We start from the raw sequence: 15764 nt of genomic DNA, 5'->3' as shown, positions 1-15764 counted from the left end.
GCTGTCACTGTCCTGAGTAAATGGCGCCAGCGGAACAAATCGCCTGAGGCAGCGCCGCCATCCGGTCAAGGCACCGCGATCAGCGCCGCAGCCGCCTGGCGACCTTCCGAAACCAGAAAATTATAGGTGCGCGCCGCTGTCGCCGTGCTCATCACGTCGATGCGCAGCCCCGCCGCCCGCAATGCCGCCAGCAGTTCCGGGGCCAGCGGCGTCAGGGCCTCCCCCGTGCCGATCAGCAGCAGGTCGATGCTGGCGGCTTCTGCAATGGCCGGAGCCAGGGTCTCGACGCTGATCCCGGCGACAGCCTCAACCGGCCAGGCGCGTATGCCGGAAGGCGTGGTCAGGATCGAACCACGGTGCGACATGCCGCCAAAACGAAAGCCGTGGTTGCCGTAAGCGTCCAGTTCGTGATGGCCGGGCAAAAACCGCTCTTCTCCGCTCATGCCCCATGCCTCACGGCCGCAACCTCATCGCGCGGGTTCACGCCTTGCCCGTTTCCTGAACGGCCACGGGAACCGACATGTCGGCCGGTTCATCGGCCAGACGGCCGCTGCGCACGCCCAGATAGAGCAGCGCTGGCGTCGAGACGAACATGGCCGAATAGGTGCAGATCACCACGCCGAACAGCATCACCACGGCAAAGCCACGAATGGCCTCACCGCCAAACAGCACCAGCGCCAGCAGCGACAGCGCCGTCGTCGTCGCCGTCATGGCGGTGCGCGACAGGGTGGTGTTGACGGAAAGGTCCAGCAACTCGTCCAGCGGCATTGTCTTGTAGCGGCGCATCAGTTCGCGGGTCCGGTCAAACACCACCACGGTTTCATTCAGCGAATAGCCGACGATGGTCAGGATGGCCGCGATCGAGGTCATGTTGAACTCGATCTGGGTGATGACGAAAAAGCCGACGGTCAGCACGATGTCGTGCATGGTGCCGATGATGGCGCCGATAGCGAACTGCAACTCGAAGCGGAACCACAGGTAAACCATCACCGCGAGGATCGACAGGACGACGCCCAATGTGCCGGATTGCACCAGCTCGCCGGAAACGCGCGGCCCCACCGTCTCGACGCGGCGGAACTCGTAGTCCTTCTCGAAGGCAGCACGCGCCTTCGTCACGACTTCACCCTGGGCGCTCTCTCCGCCGGGCTGCACCGGCACGCGGATCGAGACGCCGCCGGAGCCAAACTCCTGCACCTCCACCTCGCCGACGCTGATGGCGTTGGCCCCCTGGCGCACAAGCGACACATTGGCCTGGCCGTTGCGGGCCTGCATTTCAATCAGCGTGCCGCCGGTGAAATCGATGCCGAAGTGCAGACCCCAGACCAGCAGCAACACGGCCGTCGCGACAGAAACCAGCGCCGAGAACGGGAAGCTGAACACACGACGCCGGACGAATTTGATCCGGGTGTTGTCAGGAACGATACGGAGCAAACGCACGATCGGTAACCCTTTCACGGCGTTCCGGCGAAGCTGGCAGCGCCCCGGGGAACATACCAGATTTCAACCGTCCCGGAAGAAATCCGCTGTAACATGATGATTTTAAAAACCTTACGCGAACCACCAGAAACGGGGCCATCCGCGTAAAGGTTCCGGGATCCACTCCCGGATCAAGAACTCAGAACGGCAGCGCCTTCGGCCGGGCCACCCTGTACCAGAGCGCGATCATCATGCGCGTCATGGTGACGGCGGTGATGACCGTGGTCAGGATGCCGAGGATAAACACCACGGCGAAGCCGCGCACCGGGCCCGTGCCGAGCAGGAACAGGATAATGGCGGCGATGGCCATGGTGCTGTTCGAGTCGAAAATCGTCGCGAACGCGCGGGTAAAGCCGGCGTCAATCGCCGATATGATCGATCTCCCCGCCTTGGCCTCTTCCCGTATGCGCTCGTAGATGAGCACGTTGGAGTCGACGGCGGTGCCGATGGTCAACACGATGCCGGCGATGCCGGGCAAGGTCATGGTGGCGCCCAGCAGCGACATCAGCGCCAGAATGAACACCACGTGGACGATCAGGGCGATGTTGGCGAACAGGCCGAACAGGCCATAGGTCACGAACATGAACAGCACGACAAAGATCGCCGCCACATAGGTGGCCTTGAGGCCGGCGTTGATTGAATCCTTGCCGAGGCCAGGGCCCACGGTTCGCTCTTCCACCACGGTCAGCTTGGCGGGCAGCGCGCCGGCGCGCAGCAGCAGGGCCAGGTCATTGGCCTGCTGGACGGTGAAGCGGCCGGAAATCTGGCCCGAGCCGCCGGTAATCGGATTGATGATGCGCGGGGCCGATACGATCTCGTTGTCGAGCACGATGGCCAGCGGCCGGCCGACATTTTCCGTCGTCGCCTGGCCGAAACGCTGGGCGCCCTTCATGTTGAAACGGAAATTGACGATCGGCTCCGAGGTGCGCTGGTCAAACGACGGCTGGGCGTCGACCAGGTCCTCGCCCTCGACGATGACGCGCTTTTCCACCGGCGTCAGGGCGCCGCCGGCATCCCGCGACGGCAACATGTCGACCTCACCGCGGGCGCCGCCGCCTTCCGCCACGAAGCGGAACTGCAGCTTGGCGGTCTTGCCGAGCAGATCCTTCAGGCGCTGGGGGTCTTGCAGGCCCGGCACCTGGACCAGAATACGGTCGGCGCCCTGGCGCTGGATGTTCGGCTCGGTGGTGCCCAGCGCGTCGACGCGCTTGCGCAGCACCTCAATGGCCTGGTTGATGGCGCGGCCCACGCGATCGCGCACGCCCGCCTCGGAAAGCGTCATCTGCAGCGCGCCTTCAGGCGTCGTCACAATGTCCAGGGTCTGGCTGCCGCCGGTTCCCAGCAGGGCATTGCCGATCGGCTGGGACAGCTCGCGCAGGCGCGGCAGCGCCTTGTCCTTGTCAGCAGCGTCCGCGAAGCGGATCTGAACGCCGCGCGGCAGAACGGTAATGCCGCCCTGCGGCGTCACCCGGTTCTCACGCAGCACCCGGCGGACGTCATCGCGCAGGGTCGCGACCTGGGTTCGCACCAGATCATTGGCGTCAACTTCGAGCAGCACATGCGAGCCGCCCTGAAGATCAAGGCCGAGCACGATGGCCTTGTGGGGGAGCAACCAGCCCGGGAACCATGACGGCGCGCTCGCCTCGATTGCCTTGCGCGTCTCCGGCGTCATCAGGTTCGGCGCGGCGTAAAGAAAGCCGAGCACGGTCAGCAGGAGGATGGAGACGATCTTGCCGGTCGAGTAGCGGAGCATCGATCAGAAGCTTTCCAGGGTCTGGGCGAAAAGCCCCGCGGGGCCACGCCCACGGGGAGAAAGCGCCCGCATTGGAGCATATGCGATCAGGCGACGGCCTGGACGGGGGACGCCCTGCGGCGCCTCCCGTAAAAACAACCTCCCGGCGGGCGCCGGAAGGTTCTTTTCAGCAGGTCTGGCTTCAGGCCTTGACCGGCTCGGCCTTGCTGCGCACCTCGGTGACCATGCTGCGCACGATGCGGACGCGCACGTTTTCGGCGATCTCGACCTCAACTTCCGGAGAATCATCGACCACCTTGGTCACCCGGCCGATCAGGCCGCCAGAAGTGATGACCGTATCGCCGCGTCGCAGGTTCTTCACCAGCTCCTGATGGGCCTTGGCCCGCCGCTGCTGCGGCCGCAGGATCAGGAAGTACATGATCACGAAGATCAGGATAAACGGCAGGAACTGCAGCAACATATCGCTGCCGCCAGGGGAGGCTGCGCCGGACTGGGCGAATGCGGGCGTAATCACGTAAGTGGCGCTCCAAATTATGGGGAGAAAACAGCCCGGTCGCCGCAAGGCGCGCGATGCCAGTCCATTTCCCCGCCGTCTCCGAACTTCTGTCAGGCGGTATATAGCGATGGAACCCCGGAAGGCAACGCAAGCACCGCCTGCAGGCAAGCGCGCGCTCGCATTTTCACGGGCTGCCCGCTTCGTCAAAGGCGCGTCGGTCGATCAAATGCCCCGCGTAGACAGGGCCCCGGCATGATGCGCAGGAGGGAGCCACGCCCCCTCCGCCCGGCAAGCCTCAATTTTCCCCGGCGTCGCCAGCGTCTCCAGCATCATCGCCCTGGCCGTTCTCTCCGGCAATCGCGGCGTCCCCGGCCTCGTCGCCGTCATCGGTGATGCGTTCGACCGAGACGACCCGCTCGCCGTCCGCCGTGTTGAACACGATCACGCCCTGGCTGCTGCGGCCGATGATGCGGATGCCGTCGACCGGCACGCGGATCAGCTGGCCGCCGTCGGTAACCAGCATGATCTGGTCGGTTTCATCCACCGGGAACGAATCGACCAGGCGTCCGTTACGGCCGTTGACCGCCATGGCGGCGATGCCCTTGCCGCCGCGCCCGGTGACCCGGTATTCGTAGGCGGACGAACGCTTGCCGTAACCGTTCTCCGACAGGGTCAGCAGGAACTGCTCATTGGCGCCAAGCTCGGCGTAACGCTCCGGATCAAGGCCGCCCTCGCCGCCGATGCCCTCAGCCTCAAGCTCCACCGCCTCCGCAGCGTCTTCCTGCTCGCCCATGGCGGCGCGGCGCGCCGCGCCGGCCTGCTTCAGGTACAGGCCGCGCTCCTCGGCGGCGGCCTCCACATGGCGCAGCACGGCCATGGAGATGACGCGATCGCCATCAGCCAGGCTGACGCCGCGCACGCCGGTGGAATCACGCCCCTTGAACACGCGCACGTCGGTAACCGGGAAGCGGATGCACTGCCCTTCCGCCGTGGTCAGCAACACGTCGTCATGCTCGGTGCAGGTCTGCACGCCAACGATGGCGTCGCCCTCATCGAGCTTCATGGCGATTTTGCCGGCCCGGTTGACGTTGGTGAAGTCGGACAGCTTGTTGCGGCGCACGCCGCCGCTCACCGTGCCGAACATCACGTCCAGGTTAGCCCAGCTGGCTTCGTCCTCGGGCAGCGGCATGATGGTGGTGATGCGCTCGCCCTCCTGGAGCGGCAGCATGTTGATGAGCGCCTTGCCGCGTCCCTGCGGCGGCGCCAGCGGCAGCCGCCATACCTTCTCGCGATAGACCTGGCCGCGCGAGGAGAAGAACAGGATCGGCGTGTGGGTGGAGGCGACGAACAGGCGCGTGACGAAATCCTCGTCGCGGGTGTTCATGCCGGAGCGCCCCTTGCCGCCGCGACGCTGCGCCCGGTAGGTCGAGAGCGGCACGCGCTTGATGTAACCGGCGTGCGACACGGTCACGACCATGTCCTCACGCTGGATCAGGTCCTCATCGTCCACATCCGAGGCCCAGTCGTCGATGCGCGTGCGGCGCGGCGTGGCGAAGGACGCCCTGGCCTCGATCAGCTCATTGGCAACGATGCCCATGATCCGCTCGCGCGACGACAGGATGGCGAGATATTCGGCGATTTCCGTCGAGATCGCCTTCAGCTCATCGCCGATTTCATCGCGGCCAAGCGCGGTCAGACGCTGCAGGCGCAGCTCCAGAATGGCGCGGGCCTGCGCCTCGGACAGACGATAGGTGTTATCGTCCTCCAGGCGGTGACGCGGATCATCGATCAGCGCGATGAGCGGGGCCATGTCCATCGCCGGCCAACGCCGGGTCATCAGCGCCTCGCGGGCCGCGTTCGGGTCCGGCGCCGTGCGGATGAGGTTGATGACCTCATCAATATTGGCGACGGCAATGCCAAGGCCCACCAGCACATGGGCCCGGTCGCGCGCCTTGTTCAGCAGGAACTTGGTGCGCCGCGACACCACGTCCTCACGGAAATCGACGAAGGCGCCGATCATGTCCTTGAGGTTCATGGTTTCCGGACGGCCGCCGTTCAGCGCAACCATATTGGCGCCGAAGGTAGACTGCAGGGGCGTGAAGCGGAATAGCTGGTTCTTCACCACATCCGCAACGGCGTCGCGCTTCAGTTCGATGACGATGCGCATGCCGTCGCGATCGGACTCGTCGCGCAGGTCGGAAATGCCCTCGAGCTTCTTGTCGCGCACCAGTTCGGCGATTTTCTCGATGAGAGACGCCTTGTTGAGCTGGTAAGGGATCTCCGTGAAAATGATCGCCTCGCGATCCTTGCGGATTTCCTCGACCGTGCAGACGCCGCGCATGACGATGGAGCCGCGCCCGGTATGGTAGGCGGAGCGGATGCCAGCCCGGCCAAGGATGGCCGCGCCGGTGGGGAAGTCCGGCCCCGGAATGATCTCGATCAGATCGTCAATGCCGATCGCCGGATCGTTGATGTAGGCGAGACAGCCGTCGATGACCTCGCCCAGATTGTGCGGCGGAATATTGGTGGCCATGCCCACGGCGATGCCGCCGGCGCCATTGACCAGCAGGTTCGGGAACTTGGCCGGCAGAACCACCGGCTCCTTCTCGCGCCCGTCGTAGTTCGGCTGGAAATCGATGGTGCTCTTGTCGAGATCGTCGAGCAGCAGCACCGCCGGACGCGCCAGACGCACCTCGGTGTAACGTTCAGCCGCCGCCGGATCGCCGTCGATGGAGCCAAAATTGCCCTGGCCGTCGACCAGCGGCAGACGCAGCGAGAAATCCTGGGCCAGTCGCACGAGCGCGTCGTAAATCGCCGGACCACTGTGCGGGTGATACTTACCCATGGTTTCGCCGGTGACGCGGGCCGATTTGTTGTACGGCCGCTCCGGCGTGTAATTGCTCTCGTACATCGAGAACAGGATGCGCCGGTGCACGGGCTTGAGGCCATCGCGAACGTCGGGAAGCGCGCGGCTCACGATCACGCTCATGGCGTAATCGAGATATGAGCGGCGCATCTCGTCGGTCAGCGAAACCGCCTTGATGTCACTTCCGGGGAGCTCGTCGGGAGCGCCGGGCCCCTGCTGGTCGTCTTCCGCCAAGGTACTTTCCGATCCTGCCGATCCTGATCAACAAGCCTCCGCTTTAACCGATTCAGGCGACAATAGCCAACCCTGAAGCGGGGCGAGGAAAAGCAGGAAATGCCTTAAAAATCATCCATGTGGCGCCGCCGCGCCAATGACGGGCGAGCGCCGGCGCCCGCAGGATCGGGCTGCAGGGCATGGTGGTGACCAAGTAATCCATATGACGAACGTCTGTCCCAACAGCCGCGACATGCCCTGGGCGCTGGCGTAGCCTGCATTCCGGCCCCGGTCGCAGAGGCCCACGCTTCCGGCCCGGAGCATCCGGCGAACCATCGCGGCCCGGACGCGCAGCCCCCGGGCGAACGGCCTGGGGCATGCCGCCACAGCCATGCATTGCACCCTGTTCAGGCGGCGGCGCGGGCCATATTTTATGCGGTGCAAAGCCTGCCCGATCAGGAGATCTTTGCAGGCGCGCGGACAGGCGTGGACCGATCGGGGCGCGCCAGGGTTCCTGCAAAAGGCTCCTTACAGGCGCCGTTTGGACATGGACAGCGCCCGTTGGCGGTGGGCCAGCGACTTCGGAAACTTTGGGATGCCACCATGAGCAGCGTCATCAAAAACTGGTCGCCCGCAACGACGATCAATGACGGGAGCATCGGCCAGCTGGTGCAGGCCTTCTATGCCCAGGTGCGGCAGGACCCCGATCTCGGGCCGGTGTTCAATGACGCGGTTCACGACTGGCCAGAGCATCTGCAAACCCTGACCGATTTCTGGAGCTCGGTGATGCTGGGCGCGCGCCGTTACCAGGGGCGCCCCGTGCCGGCGCATTTCCGTCATCGCGACCGGATCACGCCAGAACTGTTCCTGCGCTGGCTCGCCCTGTGGCGGCAAACCGCACGGGCAATGTTCGCGCCGGAGGACGCGCAACTGTTTGTTGACAAGGCGGAGCTGATCGCCCGAAGCCTGCAATACGCCCTGTTCCAGCGTATCCCGGCGCCACCGGCCCAACCGGGGTGAGACGCACAGTCCGTCGCCACTGAATGGCGTGCGCCGGCAGCGCACGCCATCACCGACACACGATGGCTGATCAGAACGGGATATCGTCGTCGAGGCCCGAACCACCGCCGAAACCGCCGCCGCCCGAACGCTCCGCCGGCCGCTCCATCGGAGAGGAGCGCCCGAAATCGCCGCCACGACCGCCACCACTGCTACCGATGCTGCGGCCGCCGCCCTCATCGCCATATTCGCCGCCGCCAGCGCCGCGACTGTCAAGGATCGTCAGTTCGCCGCGGAAGCGCTGCAGCACCACTTCGGTGGAGTAGCGTTCCTGACCATTCTGGTCGGTCCATTTGCGGGTCTGCAACTGGCCTTCCAGATAGACCTTCGAGCCCTTGCGCAGATACTGCTCCGCCACCTTGGCGAGGTTTTCATTAAAGATCACCACGGCGTGCCACTCAGTGCGCTCGCGCCGTTCCCCGCTATTCTTGTCGCGCCAGGTTTCCGACGTCGCCACCCGCAGGTTCACGACGGGCTCGCCGGAAGGCATGCGCCGCGTCTCCGGGTCACGGCCCAGATTGCCGACGAGAATCACCTTGTTGACGCTACCGGCCATGCGGCCCTCCTCAATGATTGGCGCCGACCGCCCGGTCAGCATCTGGCGCCCCTGAAGCATTTTCCCGCGAAGCGACCGCCGCTTCTGTCAGGAAAACGCACAAAACAACTGGGCAAAACAAACCCCGCTCAGGATGAGCGGATTTGTCCCACGCGATTAAAGCATCTTCCAGCGCATCAGCGCCACTTCGTCGACAATGCGCCAGGCCGGATGACCACAGCGATACGCGCCGCCACTAGTGACTCGCGCCCCGCCGCGCTGCAACCCGGCGCCGCCGGGCTGACGCCACGCTCACCAGGAAAATCCCGCCAGACGCCGCCTGCTTCTGGAAACGTCAGCGGCGGCTCCCCACCTGTCAGACGACGCGCCAGCCGGCCAGCCCCACATGCAGGCAACATGCGCGCCGTCGACGCGGCGCGGGGCGTCGCCCTGATATTTCCGCCTGAACAGGCGCTTGCGGGCCCTGCCCAGTTGTTCTATTTTTGTTCCACGCCTCTGGCAAGTCAAGGCCCGCCGGACGCTGGCCGGCTTTCTGGCGCGGCGTGCTGGCGGGAAGATGAGCGCGAGCGATTTTGGGAGCGCGCAATCTTCCGCGTGACCTGTGCGGCTTCGTGCAGGGGCGCTGTGCTCAAACTCCCTGGCGGGGGCTGACGCCACTGTCTGGCGGGGGTGTTTTGCCCGCATCCAGACGGCGTCTGTCGCCTGCCGACATTGACGGCGATATTTCTCAGGCTTCGGGGCCTGACTTTCACTGCGAGCGACCATGGCTTCTCTTGATGAACTTTTCGACGGCGCCGCTGGGGGCCAGGCCGGCAAAGCCGGCGGACGCAAAAGCAGCAGGAAAAGTGGCGGCAACACCCGCAGAGATGGCAATGCGCCAGGCTCTGGCGCTGGCGAGCGCCCCCCTGGCCATGTCGACCGGCGGGTCATCGCCATTCGCGGCGCCCGCGAGCACAACCTGAAGAACGTCGACCTGACAATCCCCCGCGATGAACTGGTGGTGTTCACCGGCCTCTCCGGCTCCGGCAAATCGTCGCTCGCCTTCGATACGATTTACGCCGAGGGCCAGCGTCGTTACGTGGAATCGCTTTCCGCATACGCCCGGCAGTTTCTGGAGATGATGCAGAAGCCCGACGTCGACCAAATTGAAGGCCTGTCGCCGGCGATCTCCATCGAGCAGAAGACCACATCGAAGAATCCACGCTCGACGGTCGGCACCGTCACGGAAATTTACGACTACATGCGCCTGCTGTGGGCGCGCGTCGGCGTGCCCTATTCGCCGGCAACAGGCCTGCCAATTGAAAGCCAGACCGTCAGCCAGATGGTTGATCGGGTTCTGGCATTGCCAGAACGGAGCCGGCTGTTCCTGCTGGCTCCCGTGGTGCGCGGCCGCAAGGGTGAGTATCGCAAGGAGCTGGCCGACTTCCAGCGGCGCGGATTCCAGCGGGTCAAGATCGACGGCGTCTATTACGAGATCGATGACGCGCCCGCCCTCGACAAGAAGCTGAAGCACGATATCGACGTGGTGATAGACCGGATCGTGGTGCGTCCCGACATGGCCGCGCGCCTGGCGGACAGTTTCGAAACAGCGCTGGAACTGACTGACGGAATCGCCGTGATCGAATTCGCCGATTCCGGTGAGGAAGTCGGCAAGGATGGCCCGCGCCGCATCATCTTTTCGCAGAAATTCGCCTGCCCGGTATCCGGCTTCACCATCCCGGAAATCGAGCCGCGGCTGTTTTCGTTCAACAATCCTTACGGCGCCTGCCCCACCTGCGATGGCCTGGGTTCACAAAAGCAGGTCTCCGCTGATCTTGTCGTGCCCGACGCCAGCCTGACGCTGGCGCGCGGGGCCATTGCGCCCTGGGCGAAGTCCACATCGCCCTATTATGGCCAGACGCTTGAAGCGCTGGCCGCCCATTTCGGTTTCGACCTGAAGACCCCGTGGGACAAACTCCCCGCCAACGTCCAAAGCGTCATCCTGTTCGGAACCGGCTCAGAGAAAGTGCGCATCGCTTACAAGGATGGGGTGCGCGCTTACGAGGTGCAGAAGCCGTTTGAAGGCGTCATCACCAATCTGGAGCGCCGTTTCCGCGAGACCGACAGCGACTGGGTGCGGGAGGAAATCTCCCGCTTCATGGCAGAAACGCCCTGTCCGGCCTGCCAGGGCTATCGTCTGAAGCCGGAAGCGCTGGCCGTCAAAATCGACAGCCGCCACATCGGCAACATCACAGCGCTGTCGGTTGGCGCGGCCAGAAGCTGGTTCGAGGCGTTGCCGAACGCGCTGAACGACAAGCAAAATGAGATCGCCCGGCGCATTCTGAAGGAAATCGTCGACCGCCTGACCTTTTTGCTCGACGTGGGGCTGGACTATCTGACCCTGGCGCGGTCCTCTGGCACCCTGTCCGGCGGCGAAAGCCAGCGCATCCGCCTCGCTTCGCAGATTGGCTCCGGCCTGACCGGCGTGCTGTATGTGCTGGACGAGCCGTCGATCGGCCTGCACCAGCGCGACAACGAACGCTTGCTGCAGACGCTCAAGCGCCTGCGCGACCTCGGAAATTCGGTAATTGTCGTCGAGCACGACGAGGACGCCATCCTGCAGGCGGACTACGTCGTCGACGTTGGCCCGGGCGCCGGCGTGCATGGCGGGGAGATCGTTTCCCAGGGCTCGCCCGCGCATATCCTGCAGGATCCCAACTCCCTCACCGGCCAGTATCTCTCGGGCAAGCTGTCGGTGCCAACGCCAGCGAAACGGCGCAAGGCCAGCAAGAGCCGTCACCTGAAGCTGGTCGGCGCCAGCGGCAACAATCTGAAGGGCGTCACCGCCGATATTCCATTGGGCGCGTTCACGGCGATCACCGGCGTTTCCGGCGGCGGCAAGTCAACCCTGATTATCGACACCCTGTACCGGGCCGTGGCGCGGCGGCTCAACGGAGCGCTGGAGCACCCCGCCCCGTTCGAGCGCATCGAAGGGCTGGAGCATCTCGACAAGGTCATCGACATTGACCAGTCGCCCATTGGCCGCACCCCGCGCTCCAACCCGGCCACCTACACCGGCGCCTTCACCCCGATTCGCGACTGGTTCGCCGGCCTGCCGGAGGCCAAGGCGCGCGGCTACCAGCCGGGTCGCTTCTCCTTCAACGTCAAGGGCGGCCGGTGCGAGGCCTGTCAGGGCGACGGCGTCATCAAGATCGAGATGCACTTCCTGCCAGACGTCTACGTCACCTGCGATGTCTGCAAGGGCAAGCGTTACGACCGCGAAACGCTTGAGGTGCGTTACCGGGAAAAATCCATCGCCGACGTGCTCGACATGACCGTCGATGAAGCAGCCGAACTGTTCCACGCGGTGCCGACGATTCGCGACCGGATGGAAACCCTGTCGCGGGTTGGCCTCGGCTATGTGAAAGTCGGCCAGCAGGCCACCACCCTGTCGGGCGGCGAAGCGCAGCGCGTCAAGTTGTCGAAGGAACTGTCGCGGCGGGCCACTGGCCGCACCCTGTACATTCTTGATGAGCCGACCACCGGTCTGCATTTCCACGACGTGGCCAAGCTGCTGGAAGTGCTGCATGAGCTTGTCGAGCAGGGCAACACCGTCATCGTCATCGAGCACAACCTCGAAGTCATCAAGACCGCCGACTGGGTGCTTGATCTGGGACCGGAGGGCGGCGACGGCGGCGGACAGATTGTCGCCGAGGGCACGCCAGAGGACATTGCCGCCAATCCTGCGAGCCACACCGGACGCTTCCTTGCGGAGGTGCTGGCCCGCCGGCCGATCCGTCCGCAAAGCCGGAAAGCAGCCGAGTGACTTAGCGCGCTGGCCGGCGCGCCAGCGCGGATTTTTCATTGCCCCCACGTCTTGTTCACGTCCGGGGGCGGCCACTGCAACGGAGACAATCTGTGGGTTTTGACGACAGCTCCGGCGCGGGCGCCGGAAATCTGGCCACGACGGGCCGCGACATCACCAATCTGCTCGCGATCATGGCCCGGCTGCGCGATCCGGAGACTGGTTGCGCCTGGGATGTTGCCCAGAGTTTCGCGACAATCGCGCCTTACACCATCGAAGAAGCGCACGAGGTTGCGGACGCCATCCAGCGCAACGATCTGGAGGACCTGTGCGAGGAGTTGGGCGATCTGCTGCTTCAGGTCGTGTTCCATGCCCGCATCGCCGAAGAAGCTGGCGCGTTTACCTTCGCCGATGTCGTCGAGGCCATCACCGCCAAGATGGTTCGCCGGCACCCTCATGTGTTTGGCGAATCACCTGACCGGTCTCCAGAGGCGATCGGCCACGCCTGGCAGCGGATCAAGGCGGCCGAGAAAGCGGCGCGGCGCGCCCGTCGCGCGGCCGCGGGGCAGGACGGGGAAGCTGGTCTGCTCTCCGATGTCCCAGCTGGCCTGCCGCCGCTCAGTCGCGCCCTGAAGCTGCAGCAACGTGCGGCGACAGTCGGCTTCGACTGGCCCGACGCAGCCCAGGTCATGGACAAGGTTGATGAAGAAATTAATGAAATAAAACAGGAACTTGAAAAAGTATCTACATCTGGCTCATCATCAGAACCGACGCCGCAGGCGCGCGCTGACCTGGCATCGGAGATCGGCGACGCCCTGTTTGCTCTCGTCAATCTGGCGCGCCACACGGCTATTGATCCAGAACAGGCGCTGGCCAGTGCAAATCAGAAATTTTCCAGCCGTTTCAATTACATCGAGAAGTCCGTTCACAAATCAGGAAAGACGCTGAGGGAGGCATCCCTTGATGAAATGGAAGAACACTGGCGCGAAGCCAAGCAACTGGTGCGAAGTGAAGGCGCGGCCTGAGCAGGCTTGACATTCCTGGTCGCGCGGATGCGCCAGAACCCTTTACGGCGTCAGATGCAGGGGCCGGCCCACAGGCGGCTGGCCAGCGGCAGTCTCAGCTGAACCCGCTTCATCGCAATGCACGCCCTTATCCCCCCGGGGCGCAACCGCGCCTTTGATGATAAGGATCTCGCGAGGGTGCTGGCGTGCTGGCGTGCTGGCGTGCTGGCGTGCTGGCGTGCTGGCGAATTCATTCCTGACAAATTCACGTCTGGCAAATTCGCTACTGGCCTATGCAATGTCGCCGCCTGCATCAGCAGGCTGGTTCGAAAGCCGACGCGACAAGGCGAAACGGCCGGCGAAGCATGCAGCGCCAGAACTGGTCTTTCCGGTGATTCCGGACAGCCCCTGAGTGTTTCCCCGCCCGAGGCCAGCCTCCTCCGCAACCATCTGGCAACAGGTCGTCACAGGTTTTGACGCATCCGGATCGCGTGTCAGCGGACGCGACGACCGTTAACGGGCGCGACGACCTGGCGTTGCCGAGCTGGCGGGTTGGTCGTCGATCGCGACGGGCGCGCGCGGTTCGGCGCCCCCCTTACAATTCGTCAGCCATATGTCATAGACCGGGTGTTCCACGCCATGCAGGCCGGGGCTGGCCGCGAACATCCAGCCTTCGAACAGGCGCTTGCGCTCGCTCTGGAAATTGATCTCGTAAACTTCCACGAACGCCGTGGTGCTTGGCGCTTCCGTCGCCGGGCGCGTATTGCAGGCGCGCGGCGTCAATTGCAGCGCGCCAAACTGCACCGTCTCGTTTATCGCCACCTCAAACGAGATGATCCGGCCGGTGATCTTGTCCAGGCCAGAGAATACGGCGAGCGGATTACGTATTGGCTCCGCCAGCGCGCCGCTTGCGGGAGCCAGCGCGCCAACCAGCGCAAGGGCAGCCAGTGACGCCAGCACGGACCGGGCGCGACGGCGCGGCCTGGAGGCGAATGGGCGGCGGATCAGCTGTTGCGACATGTCTCTTTCATCTGACCTGCGGCGCAATCCTGTCGCGCCCCTTCTGGGGGTTATCACGCATTGGGTCGCCGCGAAACGGCGCGCATGATTTCCTGACCGATTTTACAATGCCTAACCGCGCCTGCCCGGCGGCGGATGGCCCGGCGCCGGCCGGTTACAGCAGCCACGTCTGCATTGGCCCGTTACAAGCCAATGGAATGAGAAAATATTACCTTCAAGGTCATGGCGCCAGGCAGATTGCGGCGTCATGCTTGGTCTGTCGAACAACCGGCGATCAGACCCCGCGGCTGATTCCGGACGTCGCAGCTGCGATGACAACCAGCGCAACAGGGAGGCGCAAATGACCACTGATGCAAATGACATGTCCGCCATGATCAACGAACGGCTTCCGCCATTCAGCGAGCATCTCGGCATACGGGTGTTGCTGGCGACGCCAAATCGCGTGGTGGCGGAAATGGATGTGAAGCCGGAATATTGCACCACCCCGCCAACGATACACGGCGGCGCCGTAATGGCTTTCGCCGACACGTTGGGCGCGGTCGCCACCATCGTCAACCTTCGGGAGGGCCAGGGAACCACAACCCTGGAAAGCAAAACCAATTTTGTTTCACCGGCGCCGGCTGGCGATACTGTCCGTGGCGAAACCACGCCGATCCATCGCGGCCGGCGCACCCAGGTCTGGCAGACCCGCATCACCAATGGCGCCGGCAAACTGGTCGCGGTGGTGACGCAAACCCAAATGGTGTTGTAAGGCCCGCCCGCGCCGGCTGGCGAGGCTGCCTGCATGCGCGCCCGGCCCAGGGTGCGCTGCCGGATTTATCGCACTGCCGGATTTTGGGCGCGGCGGATTTCCGCACCGACAGCAAAGCCGCCGATCACGATCGGCGGCTTTTAGGTATCCCGGCGAAAAAACTGAACAAAAGCACCACACGAAGAGCCGGAAAGCGGCTCCTCAGGGCGTCCAGGCCTGGTAGTCGCCCGTCGCGGCGGGACGCTCGCCAGCGCGCAAGATCGATCCCTGCGGCCGATGCGCGTCGGGCGTGCCGGTCTGGTTCGGCAGATGCCGCTTCTGCCATTCGCGCGGCTGATACTTTTCTTCCGACGGCGGAACCGCTGCGGTCTGGTTCAGCCAGCCCTTCCAGCCGGGCGGCACGGCGGAGCCATCAGCCTCCCCCTTGTAGATCACCCAACGGCGCTCGACGCCAATGGTGCGGTCCTTGCCAGGCTTGCGATAGTAGCGGTTGCCGAACTCGTCTTCGCCAACAAATTGCCCTGAGCGCGCGGTGGTCAGCAACGTGCCAGCTGTGGCGCCGTTCCACCAGGTAAAAACGAGCTGAAGCAATCTCTTCAAGGCCAAACTCCTGGCGACAGAAAACGCGCGGAATATGGGCCCACCCAGGCGCGGTGTCCAGCCTCTCATCGCGGCAGTCTGCGGGCGATGACGCCGCACGCCCGCTTCCGCCTTGCAAGCCGGCAGCGCCTGCCCTGGAGATTTCGACAGAAAATCGGCCGGCGCCCTTGCTAAGGGAGAGCAGAT

The 15764-nt window shown here is 64.4% G+C and carries 12 protein-coding genes; 4 read left to right on the top strand and 8 right to left on the bottom strand.

Annotated features, from left to right (window positions below; translation table 11 throughout):
• Nucleotides 1-65: 65 nt before the first annotated feature.
• The 5 genes from ACERNI_RS00965 to gyrA form a co-directional block, all read right to left on the bottom strand.
• Nucleotides 66-443 carry an Mth938-like domain-containing protein gene (locus tag ACERNI_RS00965; protein ID WP_448831406.1) on the bottom strand — a complete coding sequence of 126 codons (378 nt, stop codon included), beginning with the start codon at nt 441-443 and terminating at the stop codon, nt 66-68.
• A 37-nt stretch (nt 444-480) separates the two neighbouring features.
• Nucleotides 481-1437: a protein translocase subunit SecF gene (gene secF, locus ACERNI_RS00960; RefSeq protein ID WP_448831405.1), complete on the bottom strand. Its 957-nt coding sequence runs from the start codon at nt 1435-1437 to the stop codon at nt 481-483.
• A 178-nt stretch (nt 1438-1615) separates the two neighbouring features.
• On the bottom strand, nt 1616-3229 hold the full coding sequence (gene secD / locus ACERNI_RS00955) for a protein translocase subunit SecD (protein WP_448831404.1): 1614 nt from the start codon (nt 3227-3229) through the stop codon (nt 1616-1618).
• A 181-nt stretch (nt 3230-3410) separates the two neighbouring features.
• Nucleotides 3411-3743, bottom strand: coding sequence for a preprotein translocase subunit YajC (gene yajC / locus ACERNI_RS00950; RefSeq protein WP_448831403.1), 333 nt, complete (start codon nt 3741-3743; stop codon nt 3411-3413).
• 277 nt (nt 3744-4020) lie between these two features.
• Nucleotides 4021-6825 carry a DNA gyrase subunit A gene (gene gyrA / locus ACERNI_RS00945; RefSeq protein ID WP_448831402.1) on the bottom strand — a complete coding sequence of 935 codons (2805 nt, stop codon included), beginning with the start codon at nt 6823-6825 and terminating at the stop codon, nt 4021-4023.
• A 582-nt stretch (nt 6826-7407) separates the two neighbouring features.
• Here gyrA and ACERNI_RS00940 point away from each other — a divergent pair.
• On the top strand, nt 7408-7824 hold the full coding sequence (locus tag ACERNI_RS00940) for a group III truncated hemoglobin (RefSeq protein ID WP_448831401.1): 417 nt from the start codon (nt 7408-7410) through the stop codon (nt 7822-7824).
• Nucleotides 7825-7894: 70 nt separating this feature from the next.
• On the opposite strand, the gene ssb is transcribed toward ACERNI_RS00940, so the two are convergent.
• Nucleotides 7895-8419 carry a single-stranded DNA-binding protein gene (gene ssb / locus ACERNI_RS00935; RefSeq protein ID WP_448831400.1) on the bottom strand — a complete coding sequence of 175 codons (525 nt, stop codon included), beginning with the start codon at nt 8417-8419 and terminating at the stop codon, nt 7895-7897.
• A 763-nt stretch (nt 8420-9182) separates the two neighbouring features.
• Here ssb and uvrA point away from each other — a divergent pair.
• On the top strand, nt 9183-12224 hold the full coding sequence (gene uvrA / locus ACERNI_RS00930) for an excinuclease ABC subunit UvrA (protein WP_448831399.1): 3042 nt from the start codon (nt 9183-9185) through the stop codon (nt 12222-12224).
• Between the two features lie 131 nt (nt 12225-12355).
• Entirely contained in the window at nt 12356-13228 is an 873-nt protein-coding gene (mazG, locus tag ACERNI_RS00925) for a nucleoside triphosphate pyrophosphohydrolase (RefSeq protein WP_448831788.1), read from the top strand.
• Between the two features lie 492 nt (nt 13229-13720).
• Here mazG and ACERNI_RS00920 read toward each other — a convergent pair whose 3' ends face one another.
• Nucleotides 13721-14227, bottom strand: a complete 507-nt coding sequence (locus tag ACERNI_RS00920) for a DUF2155 domain-containing protein (RefSeq protein WP_448831398.1) — start codon at nt 14225-14227, stop codon at nt 13721-13723.
• Nucleotides 14228-14567: 340 nt separating this feature from the next.
• Here ACERNI_RS00920 and ACERNI_RS00915 point away from each other — a divergent pair, with 340 nt between their 5' ends.
• The gene (locus ACERNI_RS00915) at nt 14568-14978 is read left to right on the top strand and encodes a PaaI family thioesterase (protein ID WP_448831397.1); all 411 of its coding nucleotides are present in this window, start codon (nt 14568-14570) and stop codon (nt 14976-14978) included.
• A 201-nt stretch (nt 14979-15179) separates the two neighbouring features.
• On the opposite strand, the gene ACERNI_RS00910 is transcribed toward ACERNI_RS00915, so the two are convergent.
• A complete protein-coding gene (locus tag ACERNI_RS00910; protein WP_448831396.1) occupies nt 15180-15584 on the bottom strand; it encodes an NADH:ubiquinone oxidoreductase subunit NDUFA12 in 405 nt (134 codons plus the stop codon).
• Nucleotides 15585-15764: the final 180 nt, after the last annotated feature.

The sequence above is a fragment of the Camelimonas sp. ID_303_24 genome (assembly GCF_053543495.1).
The sequence above is the reverse complement of the archived record's forward strand: the minus strand, read 5'-3'. Positions and strand labels throughout refer to the sequence as shown.